The organism is Kitasatospora sp. DSM 101779, assembly GCF_025655475.1.
Taxonomy (GTDB): domain Bacteria; phylum Actinomycetota; class Actinomycetes; order Streptomycetales; family Streptomycetaceae; genus Kitasatospora.
The window spans coordinates 1,649,437-1,664,968 of record NZ_JAHTIK010000001.1 but is presented as its reverse complement, the minus strand read 5'-3'; the positions used below and the strand labels follow the sequence as shown (position 1 = coordinate 1,664,968).

The 15,532-nt window shown below is 75.4% G+C and carries 12 protein-coding genes and 1 pseudogene; 12 read left to right on the top strand and 1 reads right to left on the bottom strand.

Translation table 11 applies throughout. The annotated features are described in order from the left end of the window. The 12 genes and pseudogenes from KSNIM_RS07770 to KSNIM_RS07715 form a co-directional block, all read left to right on the top strand. On the top strand, nt 1-398 hold a 398-nt coding region (locus KSNIM_RS07770), incomplete at its 5' end, for an RNA polymerase sigma factor (RefSeq protein ID WP_263102483.1). Between the two features lie 267 nt (nt 399-665). Continuing rightward, nucleotides 666-1,166 (top strand): GNAT family N-acetyltransferase, encoded by a 501-nt coding sequence (locus tag KSNIM_RS07765; protein ID WP_263102482.1) that lies wholly within the window; start codon nt 666-668, stop codon nt 1,164-1,166. A gap of 466 nt (nt 1,167-1,632) precedes the next feature. Next, a complete protein-coding gene (locus KSNIM_RS07760; RefSeq protein ID WP_263102481.1) occupies nt 1,633-2,667 on the top strand; it encodes a methionine ABC transporter ATP-binding protein in 1,035 nt (344 codons plus the stop codon). After that, entirely contained in the window at nt 2,664-3,398 is a 735-nt protein-coding gene (locus KSNIM_RS07755) for a methionine ABC transporter permease (protein ID WP_263102480.1), read from the top strand. The genes KSNIM_RS07760 and KSNIM_RS07755 overlap by 4 nt, the downstream gene beginning before the upstream one ends. 155 nt (nt 3,399-3,553) lie before the next feature. Next, on the top strand, nt 3,554-4,390 hold the full coding sequence (locus KSNIM_RS07750) for a MetQ/NlpA family ABC transporter substrate-binding protein (protein ID WP_263102479.1): 837 nt from the start codon (nt 3,554-3,556) through the stop codon (nt 4,388-4,390). 188 nt (nt 4,391-4,578) lie between these two features. Beyond that, on the top strand, nt 4,579-5,211 hold the full coding sequence (locus KSNIM_RS07745; RefSeq protein WP_263102478.1) for a GNAT family N-acetyltransferase: 633 nt from the start codon (nt 4,579-4,581) through the stop codon (nt 5,209-5,211). Nucleotides 5,212-5,358: 147 nt separating this feature from the next. Next, nucleotides 5,359-6,609 carry a precorrin-6y C5,15-methyltransferase (decarboxylating) subunit CbiE gene (cbiE, locus tag KSNIM_RS07740; protein WP_263102477.1) on the top strand — a complete coding sequence of 417 codons (1,251 nt, stop codon included), beginning with the start codon at nt 5,359-5,361 and terminating at the stop codon, nt 6,607-6,609. Between the two features lie 374 nt (nt 6,610-6,983). Then, a pseudogene (gene cobT / locus KSNIM_RS07735) lies at nt 6,984-10,458 on the top strand (nicotinate-nucleotide--dimethylbenzimidazole phosphoribosyltransferase). 93 nt (nt 10,459-10,551) lie between these two features. Then, a complete protein-coding gene (gene cobA, locus KSNIM_RS07730; RefSeq protein ID WP_263102476.1) occupies nt 10,552-11,784 on the top strand; it encodes a uroporphyrinogen-III C-methyltransferase in 1,233 nt (410 codons plus the stop codon). A gap of 166 nt (nt 11,785-11,950) precedes the next feature. Next, the gene (locus KSNIM_RS07725; protein ID WP_263102475.1) at nt 11,951-12,358 is read left to right on the top strand and encodes a YciI family protein; all 408 of its coding nucleotides are present in this window, start codon (nt 11,951-11,953) and stop codon (nt 12,356-12,358) included. 8 nt (nt 12,359-12,366) lie between these two features. Next, a complete protein-coding gene (locus tag KSNIM_RS07720; protein WP_263107862.1) occupies nt 12,367-13,512 on the top strand; it encodes an RNA polymerase sigma factor in 1,146 nt (381 codons plus the stop codon). 143 nt (nt 13,513-13,655) lie between these two features. After that, the gene (locus KSNIM_RS07715) at nt 13,656-14,462 is read left to right on the top strand and encodes a TrmH family RNA methyltransferase (RefSeq protein WP_263102474.1); all 807 of its coding nucleotides are present in this window, start codon (nt 13,656-13,658) and stop codon (nt 14,460-14,462) included. Between the two features lie 24 nt (nt 14,463-14,486). On the opposite strand, the gene KSNIM_RS39060 is transcribed toward KSNIM_RS07715, so the two are convergent. Further along, nucleotides 14,487-15,290 (bottom strand): hypothetical protein, encoded by an 804-nt coding sequence (locus KSNIM_RS39060; protein ID WP_317633998.1) that lies wholly within the window; start codon nt 15,288-15,290, stop codon nt 14,487-14,489. Nucleotides 15,291-15,532 lie beyond the last annotated feature (242 nt).

Below are 15,532 nucleotides of genomic sequence, written 5' to 3'. Positions count from 1 at the left end.
AGGTCTGGCTGCAGGCGGCCGAACGGGCGGCCGGGCCGGGGCTCCCCCGCGACCTGCGCGGCTGGCTGCGGGCCCGCGCCGTCCGGGCCGCGCTGACGGCCCGCCGCGCCGCCGTCCGGGAGGTTCCGGTGCCGCGGCCGCCGGTGGACCGCCGGGGTCCGCACGAGGAGCTGCAGGCCGCCGAACTCCGCCGGGCCGTCCGCCGGGCGCTGGGCCGGCTCTCCGGCCGCTGCCCCGAACTGCTGCTCTCGCTCGCCGAGTCGCCGGAGCTCCGCTACGCCGAGCTGGCCGTGCGGACGGGCATCCCGCGGGGCTCGATCGGGCCGACCCGGTCGCGCTGTCTGGCCTGCCTGCGGTCGCTGCTGGCGGCGCGCCGCGCGGACTGGACGGGGGAGTGACCGCGTACGGTCGGGAACGTGACGCTCGCCACGTCCGGCAGCCGGAAGGTTGAGACCCGGCGAAGCCGGGGTAGAGCGCTGGCGAACGTCTCTCCCGGCGTCGGGTCCGGCCCGCGTGTGCGCGGACCGGCCGCAGCGCCACGCCGTCGTCCGGGAGCCGTTCGACCCTCTTTCCGGCCGGGCCGATCCCCGTCCGGGACCTCAGGCCGGGCACCGGTGCGCACCCTCGGCAGCGCACCGGGCACTAACGATGGGGAGACCCCGCACATGGGCATGAGTGTGATCATCTCGCCGGCGACGCAGGACGACGCGGAGCAGATCCTCAAGCTGCAGTACCTCGGCTATCAGGACGAGGCCGCGCTCTACGGGGACTGGACCATCGAACCCCTCACCCAGACCCTCGAGAGCCTGCGGGCCGAGCTCGGGGAGCAGGAGTTCCTCGTCGCCCGGCTCGGCGACGAGGTGGTGGGCACCGTCCGCGGCCGGCTGGACGCCGACGGCACCGCCCGGATCGGCCGCCTGGTGGTCCACCCGCGGATGCAGCGCCACGGCCTCGGCGGACGCCTGCTGGACGCCGTCGAGCAGCGCCTGCAGGCCACCGGCACCGTGTACGCCTTCGAGCTCTTCACCGGCCACCGCAGCCTGGGCAACCTGCGGCTGTACGCCCGCCACGGCTACCGGCAGACCGGCGTCCGCGAGGTGTCCGGCCGGCTCTCCCTGGTCACGCTGAGCAAGACCGTTCCGGCGCCACTGGCGGTCTCCGCCTGAGGCCCCCCGCTCCGCCCGACGGCGCCCTCCCTCATCGGGATGGGCGCCGTCGGGCTTGCGGCACAAGGGTCGTGTCCGCATTTCGGACCGACTCTCCTGTTAATTGGGATCGTGTCCGAAGGTCTGCTTAACTGTCTTTCATGACTGCGACCACGACATGCACCCCCACCGGCACCGCGCCGGGCGGCGCGCGCCGCATGTGCTGTCGCATGTGTCACCACTGAGGGCCCTCGTCCCCCTCCTCGCGCCCCGAAGCGAGTACCCGCGCCGTTCGTCCGGCGCCTGCTGAGCCACCACGTCACCGATGCCCCGTCAGGGCCGTGCCCACGGGCACGCTCCGAGCCCGACGGCCGTGATCGACGTACGGCCCCACCGACACCCCCTCCCTCGGCGTGCCCCCGCACGCCTCCGACCGCACCGGTGCGCCGGCCCACGAGGCCGCGCCCCCGACCAACGGAAAGCAGCCGTGATCACCACCCAGGGCCTCACCAAGGTCTACCGCTCACGCGGCCGAGAGGTCACCGCCCTCGACGGCGTCGACCTGCACGTCCGCCAGGGCGAGGTCTACGGAGTCGTCGGCACCAGCGGCGCCGGCAAGTCCACCCTCATCCGCTGCGTGAACATGCTGGAGCGGCCCACCACCGGCACCGTCACGGTGGACGGCGTCGACCTGACCGCACTGCCCGGCGGCGAGAACCGCGCCGGCCGCGAACTGCGCGAGGCCCGCCGCCGGATCGGCATGGTCTTCCAGCACTTCAACCTGCTCTCCTCGCGGACCGTCCAGCAGAACGTCGAACTGCCGCTGGAGATCGTCGGCCTCGACCGCACCGCCCGCCGCCGCAAGGCCGCCGAACTGCTCGACCTGGTCGGCCTCGCCGACAAGGCCCGCAACTACCCCGCCCAGCTCTCCGGCGGCCAGAAGCAGCGCGTCGGCATCGCCCGCGCCCTCGCCGGCGACCCCAAGGTGCTGCTCTCCGACGAGGCCACCAGCGCACTCGACCCGGAGACCACCCGCTCGATCCTCACCCTGCTGCGGGACCTCAACCAGCAGCTCGGGCTGACCGTCCTGCTGATCACGCACGAGATGGACGTCATCAAGTCCGTCTGCGACTCGGCCGCCCTGATGCGCGGCGGACGGATCGTCGAATCGGGTGCGCTCTCCGACCTGCTCGCCGACGGCGACTCCCGGATCGCCCGCGACCTGTTCCCGCTCGGCGAGTTCGCCTCCGGCCACAGCGGCCACACCGTCGTCGAGATCACCTTCCAGGGCGACACCCCGGCGCAGCCCTTCGTCTCGCAGCTCGCCCGCACCTACCAGATCGACATCAACATCCTCGGTGCCGCGGTGGAGACCATCGGCGGCCGGATGGTCGGCCGGATGCGGGTCGAACTGCCCGGCGGACACCAGGACAACGTCGTCCCGATCGGCTTCCTGCGCGAGCAGGGCCTCCAGGTCGACCTCGTCGCCCCGGGCGGACCCACCGAGGGGGTGGCGGCATGACCTGGGACCAGATGCAGGAACTCCTGTGGCCCGCCACCTGGGAGACGCTCCAGATGGTCGGCGTCTCCTCGGTCGCCACCGTGCTGCTCGGACTGCCGCTCGGCGTCCTGCTGGTGCTCACCGACAAGGGCGGCCTGCTGCAGCACGTCTCCGTGAACCGGGTGCTCGGAGCGATCGTCAACATCGGCCGCTCGCTGCCGTTCATCATCCTCATGGTGGCGCTGCAGGGCCTCACCAAGGCGATCGCCGGCACCACCATCGGCTGGCAGGCCGCCACCGTGCCGCTCACCATCGGCGCCATCCCGTTCTTCGCCCGGCTCGTCGAGACGGCCGTCCGCGAGGTGGACGGCGGCCTGGTCGAGGCCGTCCAGTCGATGGGCGGCTCCACCGGAACCATCGTCCGCAAGACACTGCTGCCCGAGTCGCTGCCCGCCCTGGTGGCCTCCGCCACCACCACCGTCATCGCCCTGATCGGCTACTCGGCGATGGCCGGCGTGGTCGGCGGCGGCGGCCTCGGCGACCTCGCCGTCCGCTACGGCTACCTGCGCTTCGAGACCGGTTTCATGTGGGTGATCATCGCCGAGCTCGTCGTGATCGTCACCGCCCTCCAGCTGATCGGCGACTTCCTCGTCCGCCGGCTCGGCCACCGCGGAGCCGCGCCCCGGCGCCTCCGGCCCGAAGCCGTCGGCCTCCCCGCCGAGGAGGAGGCGGAACCCGCCTCCGCCCGCTGACCCCGACCCGCGGCCGGCACCCCCGTCCCGCACCCCGACCCGCGGCCGGCACCCCCGTCCCGCACCCCGACCCGCGGCCGGCACCCCGGCCCGTACCCAGGCGGCCGTCCCCGACGGCCCGCCGACCACCGCACCACCGGAGAAAGGCACTTTTCGTGCGTAACGTCCTGAAGTTCACCAGCGTCCTCGCCACCGCCGGCGTCGCCCTCACCCTCGCCGCGTGCGGCAGCGACGGCTCCTCGTCCTCCGGGGCGAGCGCCGACCCGAACAAGACGCTGACCGTCGTCGCCAGCCCCACCCCGCACGCCCAGATCCTCGACTACGTCAAGAAGAACCTCGCCGACAAGGCCGGGCTCAAGCTCGACGTCAAGGTGGTCACCGACTACGTGACCCCCAACACCGCGGTCCAGGACGGCTCGGCCGATGCCAACTACTTCCAGCACGTTCCGTACCTCGACGACTTCAACAAGAAGAACGACACCGACGTCGTCTCCGTGGAGGCCGTCCACCTGGAGCCGCTCGGCCTCTACTCCAAGAAGGTCAAGTCCGTCGCCGAACTGAAGGACGGCGCCGAGGTCGGCGTCCCCAACGACGCCACCAACGAGGGCCGCGCGCTCCAGCTGCTCGCCGCCAACAAGGTCATCACCCTCAAGTCCGGCGCCGGCACCACCGCCACCGTGCAGGACATCGCCACCAACCCCAAGAACCTCAAGTTCAAGGAGCTGGAGGCGGCCCAGCTGCCGCGTTCCCTCGGCGACCTCGACGCCGCCGTCATCAACGGCAACTACGCGCTCGACTCCGGCCTCAAGCCCGCCACCGACGCCATCGTCCTGGAGAAGGCCGAGGGCAACCCCTACGCCAACATCCTCGCCGTCAAGAAGGGCCACGAGAACGACCCGCGGGTCCAGAAGCTCGCCAAGCTGCTGAACTCCCCCGAGGTCAAGAAGTACATCCAGGACACCTTCAACGGCTCGGTGATCCCCGCCTTCTGATCCCGACGACCGACGCCTCGACCGGGCCCCGCCGCACCCCGCGGCCGGGGCCCGGCCGCGCAGTATGCGCCCGCCGCAGCCGCGTCGGCGGCCGATCTGACGGGCCGTCGCCGGAATGCAGGTACCCTGGCACGCCCGAAGAGAGGCGGGGCGTACGGTGTGTCCACGACCCGGCGAGGAGAGACGGCATGGCAGCGAGCTTCCCCGAGACGGCCATCAGCACCGAACGGCTGTTGCTGCGCCCGCTCGACGACGGCGACACCGCGGGCCTCATCGCCCTCGCCTCCGACGAGCAGGTGCACACCTGGACGGCCCTGCCCTCGCCGTTCACCGAGGCGCACGCCCGGCACCTGATCCGCGTCCTCGCCCCGGGCCGCCGCGCCGAGGGCGGCGGCATCGTCTTCGCGGTCGCCGAACACCTCACCCAGCGCCTGGTCGGCCTGGTCGATCTCCGCTGCACCGACTGGCGGCTGCGCTCCACCGAGATCGGCTTCATCACCGCCGCCTGGGCCCGCGGCGAGGGCTACGCCCCGGAGGCCGTCCTCGGCGTCGCCCAGTGGCTCTTCGAGGACCGCGGCTTCCTCCGCCTGGAGCTGCGCACCGCCGCCGGCAACATCGCCGCCCAGCAGGTCGCCCAGAAGACCGGCGCGATCAGCGAGGGCGTGCTGCGCAGCGCCGGCATAGTCCGCGGGGAGGAGCCCGACCAGCGCGGCGCCCCCGACACGCGCACCGACCTGATCCTGTGGAGCCTGCTCCCCGAGGACCTCGACGCGCCGCAGTCCGGCGGGCTCGCCGAGCAGCGCTACGTCCTGCACGACTGACCGTCACCGGCCGACCCGCCGCCGGCCTCCCGCCACCGGGACGGCGATGCCCGGCCGGCCCGTCCCACCGGGTAGCCTCTGCTCCTGGACGTGCGGCCACGCCGTCCGACACAGGGGCGGATTTCGGGCGAGGGAGAACAGCCGCAGATGGCTGACCGGATCACGGTCATCGGGTGGGACGGCACACCGCTCACGGAGGCGGCCGCCACCGCGCTCGCCGGGGCCACCCTGGTCGCGGGGGCTCCGTACCAGCTCGCCGCACTGCCGGTACCGGCCGGTGCGGAACGCATCGCACTCGGCAGCGTGCAGTCCGCCGCCCGGAGGATCGCCGAACACCGCGGCACCGCGGTCGTGGTCGCCGAGGGCGACCCCGGCTTCTTCGGCGTGGTCCGCACCCTCCGCCGGCCCGAGTACGGCCTCGAACTCGAAGTCCTGCCGGCCGTCTCCTCGGTCGCCGCGGCCTTCGCCCGCGCCGGCATGCCCTGGGAGGACGCCCAGGTCGTCTCCGCGCACGGCGGACGGCTGCGCCGGGCCGCCAACGTCTGCCGGGCGCATCCCAAGGTCGCCGTGCTCACCACCGCCGACGCGGGCCCCAGCGAACTCGCCCTCATGCTCCGCGGCGTGCACCGCACCTTCGTGGTCTGCGAGGCGCTCGGCACCCCCGAGGAGGACGTCACCGTCCTCACCTCCGACCGCGTGCCCGACCACGACTGGCGCGACCCCAGCGTCGTGCTGGTGATCGGCGGCTCCCCGCAGACCAGCGGCGAGGCCGCCGGCTGGCTGGCCGGGCGGCCGGTCGGCTTCCCCGGCACCGACCGCGGCTGGGCGCTGCCCACCGAGGCGTACACCGGCACCGACGCCGAGGGCCGGCCTGCCGACGGCGAGCGGGCGCTGCCCCCGCACGTCCGCGCGCTGGCCGCCGCCCGGCTCGGGCCCGTCCCCGGCGACCTGGTCTGGACGGTCGGCGCCGGCAGCGGCGCGCTCGCCGTCGAGATCGCCCGTTTCGGTGCCGCCGTGGTCGCCGTCGAGGAGGACAGCGCCGCCTGCGCCCGGATCGGCCTCAACGCCCGCCGCTACGGGGCCGAGGTCGACGTGGTGCACGGCGCCGGGCCCGAGGTGCTCGGGGGGCTGCCGGAGCCCGACGCGGTCGCAGTGGAGCACGGCGGCGCACAGGTGGTGCGCGCGGTGCTCGCGCGCCGTCCCGAGCGCCTGGTCGCCGTGGCGCACACCCTGGCCGAGGCCGAGGAGATCCGGGAGGCGGCCGCGGCCGCGGGCTACCGCGTCGAGGGCACCCTGCTGCAGGCCGCCCCGCTCACCCACCGACCCGGCCGGCCGGCCGGACTCGCCCTCGGCCCCGGCGAGCAGACCGTCGTGCTCTGGGGCGGGCTCGCCCCCTGACAGTCCGTATGCCGGACAACCACCGGACCGTGCCGGGTGATCCCCGTCGCATCCGGACACCGATTCGAGAGCCCGTCGGCGCCGACCGATAGGGTGGCGTCCTGGTTGCGCACGGCGATCGGTGCACCGTGCCCATCCGGTACGGAGGGTGCCCGGCGACGTGCCGCAATCGCCAGGGGCGAAGTTCGCGGGCATTCGACGCGGCACCCGCCGGGCCGGGAGAATGCGTCGGGGCCCGACGCGGACGTGCCGGATGCCCCGGCTAGTCGTTAATTCTGATGGCGCGCCACCCGGGACGGGCGGCGGGCAGGGGTGGCAGCGGTCGGCGATCGCGTCGCCGAGGACGCGAAAGCGGCCTGGAAGGAGCTTTGGACATGACCGATGGCGGCCACCTCCCGAGCGATGGCTCGGTCGTGCCCCCGAGCGGGCACGGCGCGGGCGCACCGGACCACCTGGCCGGCGTCGACCCGCTGACCGCGCCGATCGAGGCCGTCGCGGCGGGCAGCGTCCCCCTCGGCACCGACACCTGGCAGGGCGGCCACCGGCCGTCCTTCACCTTCCTCGACCAGCCGGACCAGCTGGACGAGGACGAGGACGTCCTGCTGATGCCCGGCCCGCAGGGCGCCTGGGGCGACGCCCTCCACGGCGCGGTCGAGACCGTGCTCGTCGAGCCGTCCGCCGTCGAGCCGACCGCCGCCCCCGCGCCGGTCGCGGTGGAGCCGGTCGCCGCCGTGCCCGCCGCGCAGCCCGTCCAGGGCGCGCCGGTGGTCGACACCATGGCGCTGCGCACCGTCGAGGAGAGTGCCGTGCCGGGTACCGAGGCCCCCGCCGAGCAGCCCCCGGGCGTCCCCGTCGAGCCCTCCTGGCCGCCGCTCACCCCGCCCGGCCTGGCCCCCGCCGACCTGCAGCCCGCCGGCGCCGATCCGCTCGGCGAGGCACCGGCCGCCCCCGGCGCCCCCGTTCAGGCCGCGCCCGTCCAGGAGACGGCCGCGCCGATCGCGGTGCCGCCGCTCGTCGGCGCTCCGGCCGAACAGCCCGTCCAGGCCGCTCGCCGTCCGCTGCACGCCGGCCCGCCGATTCCGGACCCGTCGCTGATGACCGGTCAGGTGCCGGTCCGTTCGCTGGCCGACCGCGGACCCTCCGCCGTCCCCGTCCCCGGCGGCACGCCCGCCCACGGGGTGCCGGTCGCCACCGTCCCGGCACCCGCGCCCACCCCTGCGGCGGAGCAGTTCGTCCAGCCGCAGCCCGCACCGGCGGCCGTCGTGGTCGAGCCGGCCGCCGAGCCGGTCGTCGCGGAGCAGCCCGCCGGGCAGCCGGCGGGCGTTCCCGTGGAGGCCGCCCCCGCCGCCCCGGCCGTCGGGCAGCCCGTCGTCGTCGACGCGGCCGTCGCTGCACCGATCGGGGTGGAGCCGATCGCCGTGGAGCCGGTGGCCGAGCCGGCCGCCCCCGTCGAGCAGCCCGCTGCCGGAGACCGCCGAGGTGCCGGAGGCCGTCCGGCAGCCGGCCGCGCCGGAGCAGCACGCGCCTGAGCAGCACGCGCCCGAGCAGCACGCGCCCGAGCAGGCCGGCGAGCCGGTGGCCGTCGTGGCCGAGGCACCGGCGGCCGCAGAGCAGCCCGTTCCCGCGGAGGAGCCGCAGGCCGCCCCGGCGGAGGCGGCCGCGCCCGCCGAGGCCGAGCAGCCCGTCGAGCAGCCCGTGGTCGTCGCCGAGGCCGTCCCGGTGGAGGCCGTCGCTGCCGAGGAGGCCCAGGTCGCCGAGCCGGTCGCCGTCGAGCAGCCGCAGCCGGCCGCCGTCGGGCCGGTCGTCGAGACCGTCGCGCCGGAGGCCGCCCCGCTGGAGTCCGTCGAGGCCGCCGCCGAGGCCGCCGCCGAGACCGCCCTCGCGGCCGAGCAGCCCGCCGTCGAGCAGACTGCCGAGCAGCCCGCCGTCGAGGAGCAGCCGACCACCGAACAGCCCGCCGCGACCGAGGAGGCGCCCGTGGTGGCTGTTCCCGTGGAGCCCGCCGCCGTCGAGGCCGTCACCGAGACGTCCGAGCAGCCGGCCGAGCAGGCCGCAGCCGAGGCCGGCGTGGGGGCCGCCGACTCCGCCGAACGCCCGCCGGCCGCCCCCGGCCTGGACGACGCCGCCCGCGAGGCCGTCCACCAGGTCATCCGCGAGCGCCGCGACATCCGCAACGGCTTCCGCTCCGACCCGATCCCGCACGAGGTGCTGCTGCGCGTCCTGGAGGCGGCCCACACCGCGCCCAGCGTCGGCTACTCGCAGCCCTGGGACTTCGTGGTCATCCGCTCCCGCAAGACCCGGCGGAAGATGCACGAGCTCGCCCAGCGCCAGCGCGACGCGTACGCCGACTCGCTGCCCAGGGGCCGGGCGAAGCAGTTCAAGGAAATCAAGATCGAGGCGATCCTCGAGACGCCGGTGAACATCGTGGTGACCGCCGACCGCACCCGCGGCGGCCGGCACACCCTCGGCCGGCACACCCAGCCGCAGATGGCCCCGTACTCGGCCGCGCTCGCCGTCGAGAACCTCTGGCTGGCCGCCCGCGCCGAGGGCCTCGGCGTCGGCTGGGTGAGCTTCTTCGACGAGGACGAGATGGTGCGCGAGCTCGGCCTGCCCGAGCACCTGGAGGTCGTCGCCTACCTCTGCGTCGGCTACGTCGACGCCTTCCCCGACGAGCCCGAGCTGCAGCAGCAGGGCTGGGCCAAGAAGCGCCCGCTCTCCTGGGTCGTCCACGAGGAGCAGTACGGCAACCGCGCACTGCCCGGCGAGGAGCCGCACAGCCTGCTCGCCGACACCCTGCGCGGCATCCGCCCGCTGGACGCCAAGTCCCTCGGCGACGCCTGGGACCGCCAGAAGAGGATGACCAAGCCGGCCGGCTCGCTCGGCGTGCTGGAGATCATCGCGGCGCAGCTGAGCGGCCTCGCCCGCAAGTGCCCGCCGCCGGTCCCGGAGCCCGGCTGCGTGGCGATCTTCGCCGGCGACCACGGTGTGCACGCCCAGGGCGTCACCCCCTGGCCGCAGGAGGTCACCGGCCAGATGGTCGCGAACTTCCTCGCCGGCGGTGCGGTGGTCAACGCCTTCGCCGCCCAGGTCGGCGCCGAGGTCTGCGTGGTCGACGTCGGCGTCAAGGCCGACCTGCCGGAGGCCATCCAGCAGGGCCGCACCACCGGCCTGCTGCCGCGCAAGGTCAAGGCCGGTACGGACGACATGACCCAGGGCCCGGCGATGAGCCGGGAGGAGGCCGTCCAGGCGATCGAGGTGGGCATCGAGACCGCCCGCGACCTGGTCGCGGCCGGCAACAAGGTGCTGATCACCGGCGACATGGGCATCGCGAACACCACCGCCTCCGCCGCCCTGATCGCCGTCTTCACCGGCACCGACCCGGCCGATGTCACCGGCCGCGGCACCGGCATCGACGACGCCACCCACGCCCGCAAGGTCGAGGTCGTCCGCGCCGCGCTCGCCCTGCACCAGCCGGACGCGGCCGACCCGATCGGCGTGCTCGCCGCGGTCGGCGGCCTGGAGCACGCGGCCATCGCCGGCTTCCTGCTCGGCGCGGCCTCGCTGCGCACCCCGGTCATCCTGGACGGTGTGATCGCCGGTTCCGCGGCGCTGGCGGCCAAGGCGATCGCCCCGGAGGCGCTCGCCGCCTGCATCGCCGGCCACCGCTCGGCCGAGCCCGGCCACCAGGCCGCGCTCGCCAAGCTCGGCCTGCGCCCGCTGATCGACCTGGACCTGCGCCTCGGCGAGGGCACCGGCGCCCTGCTGGCCCTTCCGCTGGTGCAGAGCGCCGCCCGGGCGATGCACGATGTAGCCACCTTCGACTCCGCCGGGGTCACCGAGAAGGCCTGAGCCTTCCGGCCCCGCCCGCACCGGCCCGAGGGCGCGCCGGTGCGGGCGGGGTTCGCGCCGTCCCCGTACCTCCGCCACCCAGGAGCCCCGCCCATGAACGCGCCCGCACCCCACCCCAGCACCGAGGGACTCACCCCGTACCCGGTCGGCCTGCTCCTCACCGGCCGGCGCGTGGTCGTGGTCGGCGGCGGCCAGGTCGCCCAGCGCCGGCTGCCCGCCCTCATCGCCTCCGGCGCCGACATCCACCTGATATCCCCGTCCACCACGCCGGCCGTGCACGCCATGGCCGACGCGGGCGAGATCACCTGGCACGAGCGCCGCTACACCGACGGCGACCTCGCCGACACCTGGTACGCCCTGGTCGCCACCGACGACCCCGAGGTCAACACCGCGGTGTCCGCCGAGGCCGAGCGGCTGCGCGTCTTCTGCGCCCGCAGCGACGACGCCTCCGCCGCCACCGCCTGGACCCCGGCCAGCGGCCGCGACGGCGGCGCCACCGTGGCCGTCCTCACCGGGGACCCTCGGCACTCGGCAGGACTGCGCAACGCCATCGTCGACGGCCTGCGGGACGGCTCGCTCACCGCCCGCCAGTACCGGGAGCGCACCCCCGGCGTCGCCCTGGTCGGCGGCGGCCCCGGCGACCCGGACCTCATCACCGTCCGTGGACGGCGCCTGCTCGCCGACGCCGACGTGGTGGTCGCCGACCGCCTCGCCCCGCGCGAGCTGCTCGCCGAACTCCCGCCGCACGTCGAGGTCATCGACGCCTCCAAGATCCCGTACGGCCGCTACATGGCCCAGGAGGCGATCAACCGGACCCTGATCGACCACGCCAAGGCCGGCAAGTTCGTGGTCCGCCTCAAGGGCGGCGACCCGTACGTCTTCGGCCGCGGCGGCGAGGAACTGCTCGCCTGCGTCGAGGCCGGCCTGCCGGTCACCGTCGTCCCCGGCATCTCCAGCTCGATCAGCGTCCCGGCCGCGGCCGGGATCCCGGTCACCCACCGCGGCATGACCCACGAGTTCACCGTGATCTCCGGCCACGTCGGCCCGGACGAGCGCTCGCTCACCAACTGGGACGCGGCCGCCCGGATGACCGGCACCCTGGTGCTGCTGATGGCGGTCGACAAGATCGGCGCGATCGCCGCCAAGCTCGTCGAGTGCGGCCGCCCCGCCGACACCCCCGTCGCTGTCGTCCAGGAGGGCACCACCGCCGGCCAGCGCCGCGTCGACGCCACCCTCGCCACGGTCGGCGCCACCGTCGCCGCGGAGCAGATCAAGCCCCCGGCGGTCATCGTCATCGGCGACGTCGTCAACGTCCTCGCCCACTGACGGCCGAACGCCCGAGAGCGGCCCCGACCCGCCCGGGTCGGGGCCGAGGGGCCTCCTCCACCGGCGCCGAGAAGTCCCGTCCGCCGATGTCGAGAATCCGCAACCGGCTCCGTCCCCGAGGTGAACGCGACCACAATGGGTCGCACCAGCACCGAGGAGGGCCACCATGGCCAAGTACCTGCTGCTCAAGCACTACCGCGGCGCCCCGGCCCCGGTGAACAACGTGCCGATGGACCGGTGGACGCCGGAGGAGATCTCGGCCCACATGCAGTACATGCACGACTTCGCGGCCCGGCTGGAGAAGACCGGCGAGTTCGTCGACGGCCAGGCGCTCGCCCCCGAGGGCACCTTCGTCCGGTACGACGGCGAGGGCCGGCCCCCCGTCACCGACGGCCCGTTCGCCGAGACCAAGGACCTGATCGCCGGCTGGATGGTGATCGACGTCGACAGCTACGAACGCGCCGTCGAACTCGCCGGCGAGCTGTCCGCCGCCCCGGGCGCCGGCGGCAGGCCGATCCACGAGTGGCTGGAGCTGCGCCCGTTCCTGGCCGCCCCGCCGACCGTCACCGAGTGACCTCCTCGATGGACGAGGCCCTGCTCAGGAGCCTCACGCCGAGCGTGCTCGGCGTCCTCGTCCGCCGCGGAGCCGACTTCGCGGCGGCCGAGGACGCCGTCCAGGACGCCCTGGTCGAGGCCGTCCGCGTCTGGGCCGCCGACCCCCCGCGGGACCCGAAGGGCTGGCTGGTCACCGCCGCCTGGCGCAAGTTCCTCGACGCGACCCGGGCGGACACCGCCCGCCGCCGCCGTGAGGACCTCGTCGACGAGGAGCCCGCGCCCGGGCCCGCCCCCGCGGCGGACGACACGCTCCGGCTCTACTTCCTGTGCGCACACCCCTCGCTGACACCCGCGTCCGCGGTCGCGCTCACCCTGCGCGCCGTCGGCGGACTGACCACCCGCCAGATCGCCCGTGCCTACCTGGTGCCCGAGGCCACCATGGCGCAGCGGATCAGCCGGGCCAAACGCACCGTCTCCGGCGTCAGGCTCGACCGGCCCGGCGACGTCGCCACCGTGCTCCGCACCCTCTACCTGGTCTTCAACGAGGGCTACTCCGGCGACGTCGACCTGGCCGCCGAGGCGATCCGGCTCACCCGGCAGCTCGCGGCCGCGATCGACCACCCCGAGGTGGCGGGCCTGCTCGCCCTCATGCTGCTCCACCACGCCCGCCGCGCCGCCCGCACCGCACCCGACGGCAGCCTCGTCCCGCTCGCCGAACAGGACCGCCGCCGGTGGGACACCCGTTCCGTCGCCGAGGGTATCGGGATCCTGCAGACGGCCCTCGCCCGCGACCGGCTGGGCGAGTTCCAGGCCCAGGCCGCCATCGCGGCTCTGCACGCCGACGCCCCCACCACGGAGGAGACCGACTGGGTGCAGATCGTCGAGTGGTACGACGAACTCGTCCGCCTGACCGACAGTCCGGTGGTACGGCTCAACCGTGCGGTCGCCGTCGGCGAGGCCGACGGCCCGCGCGCCGGACTGGCGGCACTCGCCGCCCTGGACGGCTCGCTGCCCCGCCACACCGCCGTGGCCGCCTACCTCCACGAACGCGACGGCGACCTGCCGACCGCGGCCCGCCTCTACGCCGAAGCGGCCCACCGGGCGCCCACCCTCGCCGAACGCGACCACCTGACCCGCCAGGCCGCCCGCCTCAACACCCACCTGCGCCCCTGAGGCGACCACCCCACCCAGGCGCGCGGAGAGCCGGGCAATGCGGGGAGGCGCATCGCGCCGGCACAGGCCGGGCCCCGGTCGTCCCGCGCGCAGTCACCCCGCCGGTTTGGCCCGGCCCACCCCTACCCGGCAGGATCGACCCCGTGTCCGAACCCCGTACCGTCACCGACCCCGCCGACCCCTGCCTCGTCGACTACACCGGCCTGACCGACGTCGAACTCCGCCGCCGCCGCGAGCCCGCCGAGGGCCTCTTCATCGCCGAGGGCGAGAAGGTGATCCGCCGGGCGGTCGACGCCGGCTACCGCATGCGGTCGATGCTCCTCACCCCCAAGTGGCTGGAGGTGATGGCCGACGTCATCGCGGCGGCCGAGGCGCCCGTCCACGTCGTCGAGCCCGCCCTCGCCGAGCAGGTGACCGGCTACCACGTGCACCGCGGCGCCCTCGCCGCCATGGAGCGCCGCCCGCTGCCCGCCCTCACGGACCTCCTCGGCCCGGCCCGCCGCGTCGCCGTCTTCGAGGACATCGTGGACCACGCCAACATCGGCGCGGCCTTCCGCAACGCCGCCGCCCTCGGCGTGGACACCGTCCTGCTCACCCCGCGCTGCGCCGACCCGTACTACCGCCGGTCGGTGAAGGTCTCGATGGGGGCGGTGTTCCAGGTGCCGTGGACGCGGCTGGAGTCCTGGCCGGCGGACATCGGGACCCTGCGTTCGGCCGGCTTCACGGTCGCGGCGCTCTGTCTCAGCGAGAAGGCGATCACCCTGGACGAGCTGGCCGCCCGCGACGCCGAGCGGCTCGCCCTCGTCTTCGGCACCGAGGGCGACGGGCTCGCCCGCCGGACGCTCGCCGCCGCCGACGAGCACGTCCGCATCCCGATGGACGCCGGCGTGGACTCGCTCAACGTGGCGGCCGCCTCGGCCGTCGCCTTCTACGCGACCCGCCCGCGCTGACCGGGGCCCGTCCGGGGCGGCCCGTCAGCGGCTGCCGCCGGACACCCCGGCGCCCGGCCAGGCCTCTTCCAGACCGCCGTCGGCCCGCGCGGTGTACCGGGTGGACGAGGTCGCGCCGGTCAGCGAGACCTTCTCCTCGCGCAGCAGCGCGCCGTTCTCGAGCCGCCAGGCGGCCGCGGCCTGCGGGTCCGCGGCCGATGCCCGGGCGGCGACCAGCACCGGCGTGCCGCCGTTGAACGCGAACAGCTCGACCAGGTCGACCGGGACGGATCCCTCGGTCCGCCGCAGCACCACCAGGGCGGCGGGCGCCTCGCGGTACCGGGCCGGCAGCACCGTGCTGAGCGCGATCTGCGCGCCGTCACCGCCCGCCCGTCCGTCGTGCAGCCGGATCTCCGGCCCGCCCGCCGGATCGGTGTACGGGCGGTTGGCCCAGTCCACGGCCGGCAGCGGCCCGGCGGCCGGGCCGAACCCGGACGCCCCGCCGGCCGCGGCCGCAGCGGTCGGGGCACCGGAGCCGGCGGCGGTGGCGCCGTCCAGCGAGAGGGCGGGCGCGGAGGCCGTGGGGGAGGGGCGGTCGGCCGGGCCGCGCCCCTGGTTGCTGCGGTTCTCACAGCCCTGCGCGGTCGCGATGGCCAGTGCGACGCCCAGGGTCACCGTGACGAAGACCACCAGCCGCTGCCGCAGCAGCCGCCGCCGGGAGTCCGCCGAGGGCCGACCGGGTACGGGGGTGTGCTGGCGCTCGCGCGGCCGACCCGGGACGGGCGTGTGCGGACGTACCGGCGTGCGGTGGCGGTCCCGCAGCGTGTCCTGACCGTCGGGGTGCTGCACTGCGCCGTGCGGCGGCTGCCCGGGAGCCCGCCGGGCAGGTCTGCCCGGGGGGACGGCCCGCCCGCCGACCACCGGACGCTGTCCGCCGGGCCGGCCGTGCCCGGCCGCCTGGCCGGACCCGTACCCCGATCCGTACCCCGGCTCGTGGCCCTGACCGGCCTGCGGGCCGGCACCCGGCCGCGGCGTGTGCTGTCCCGGTCTCGTGCCGGCGCCCGCACCGTGCCCGGCACCGGCACCCTGCG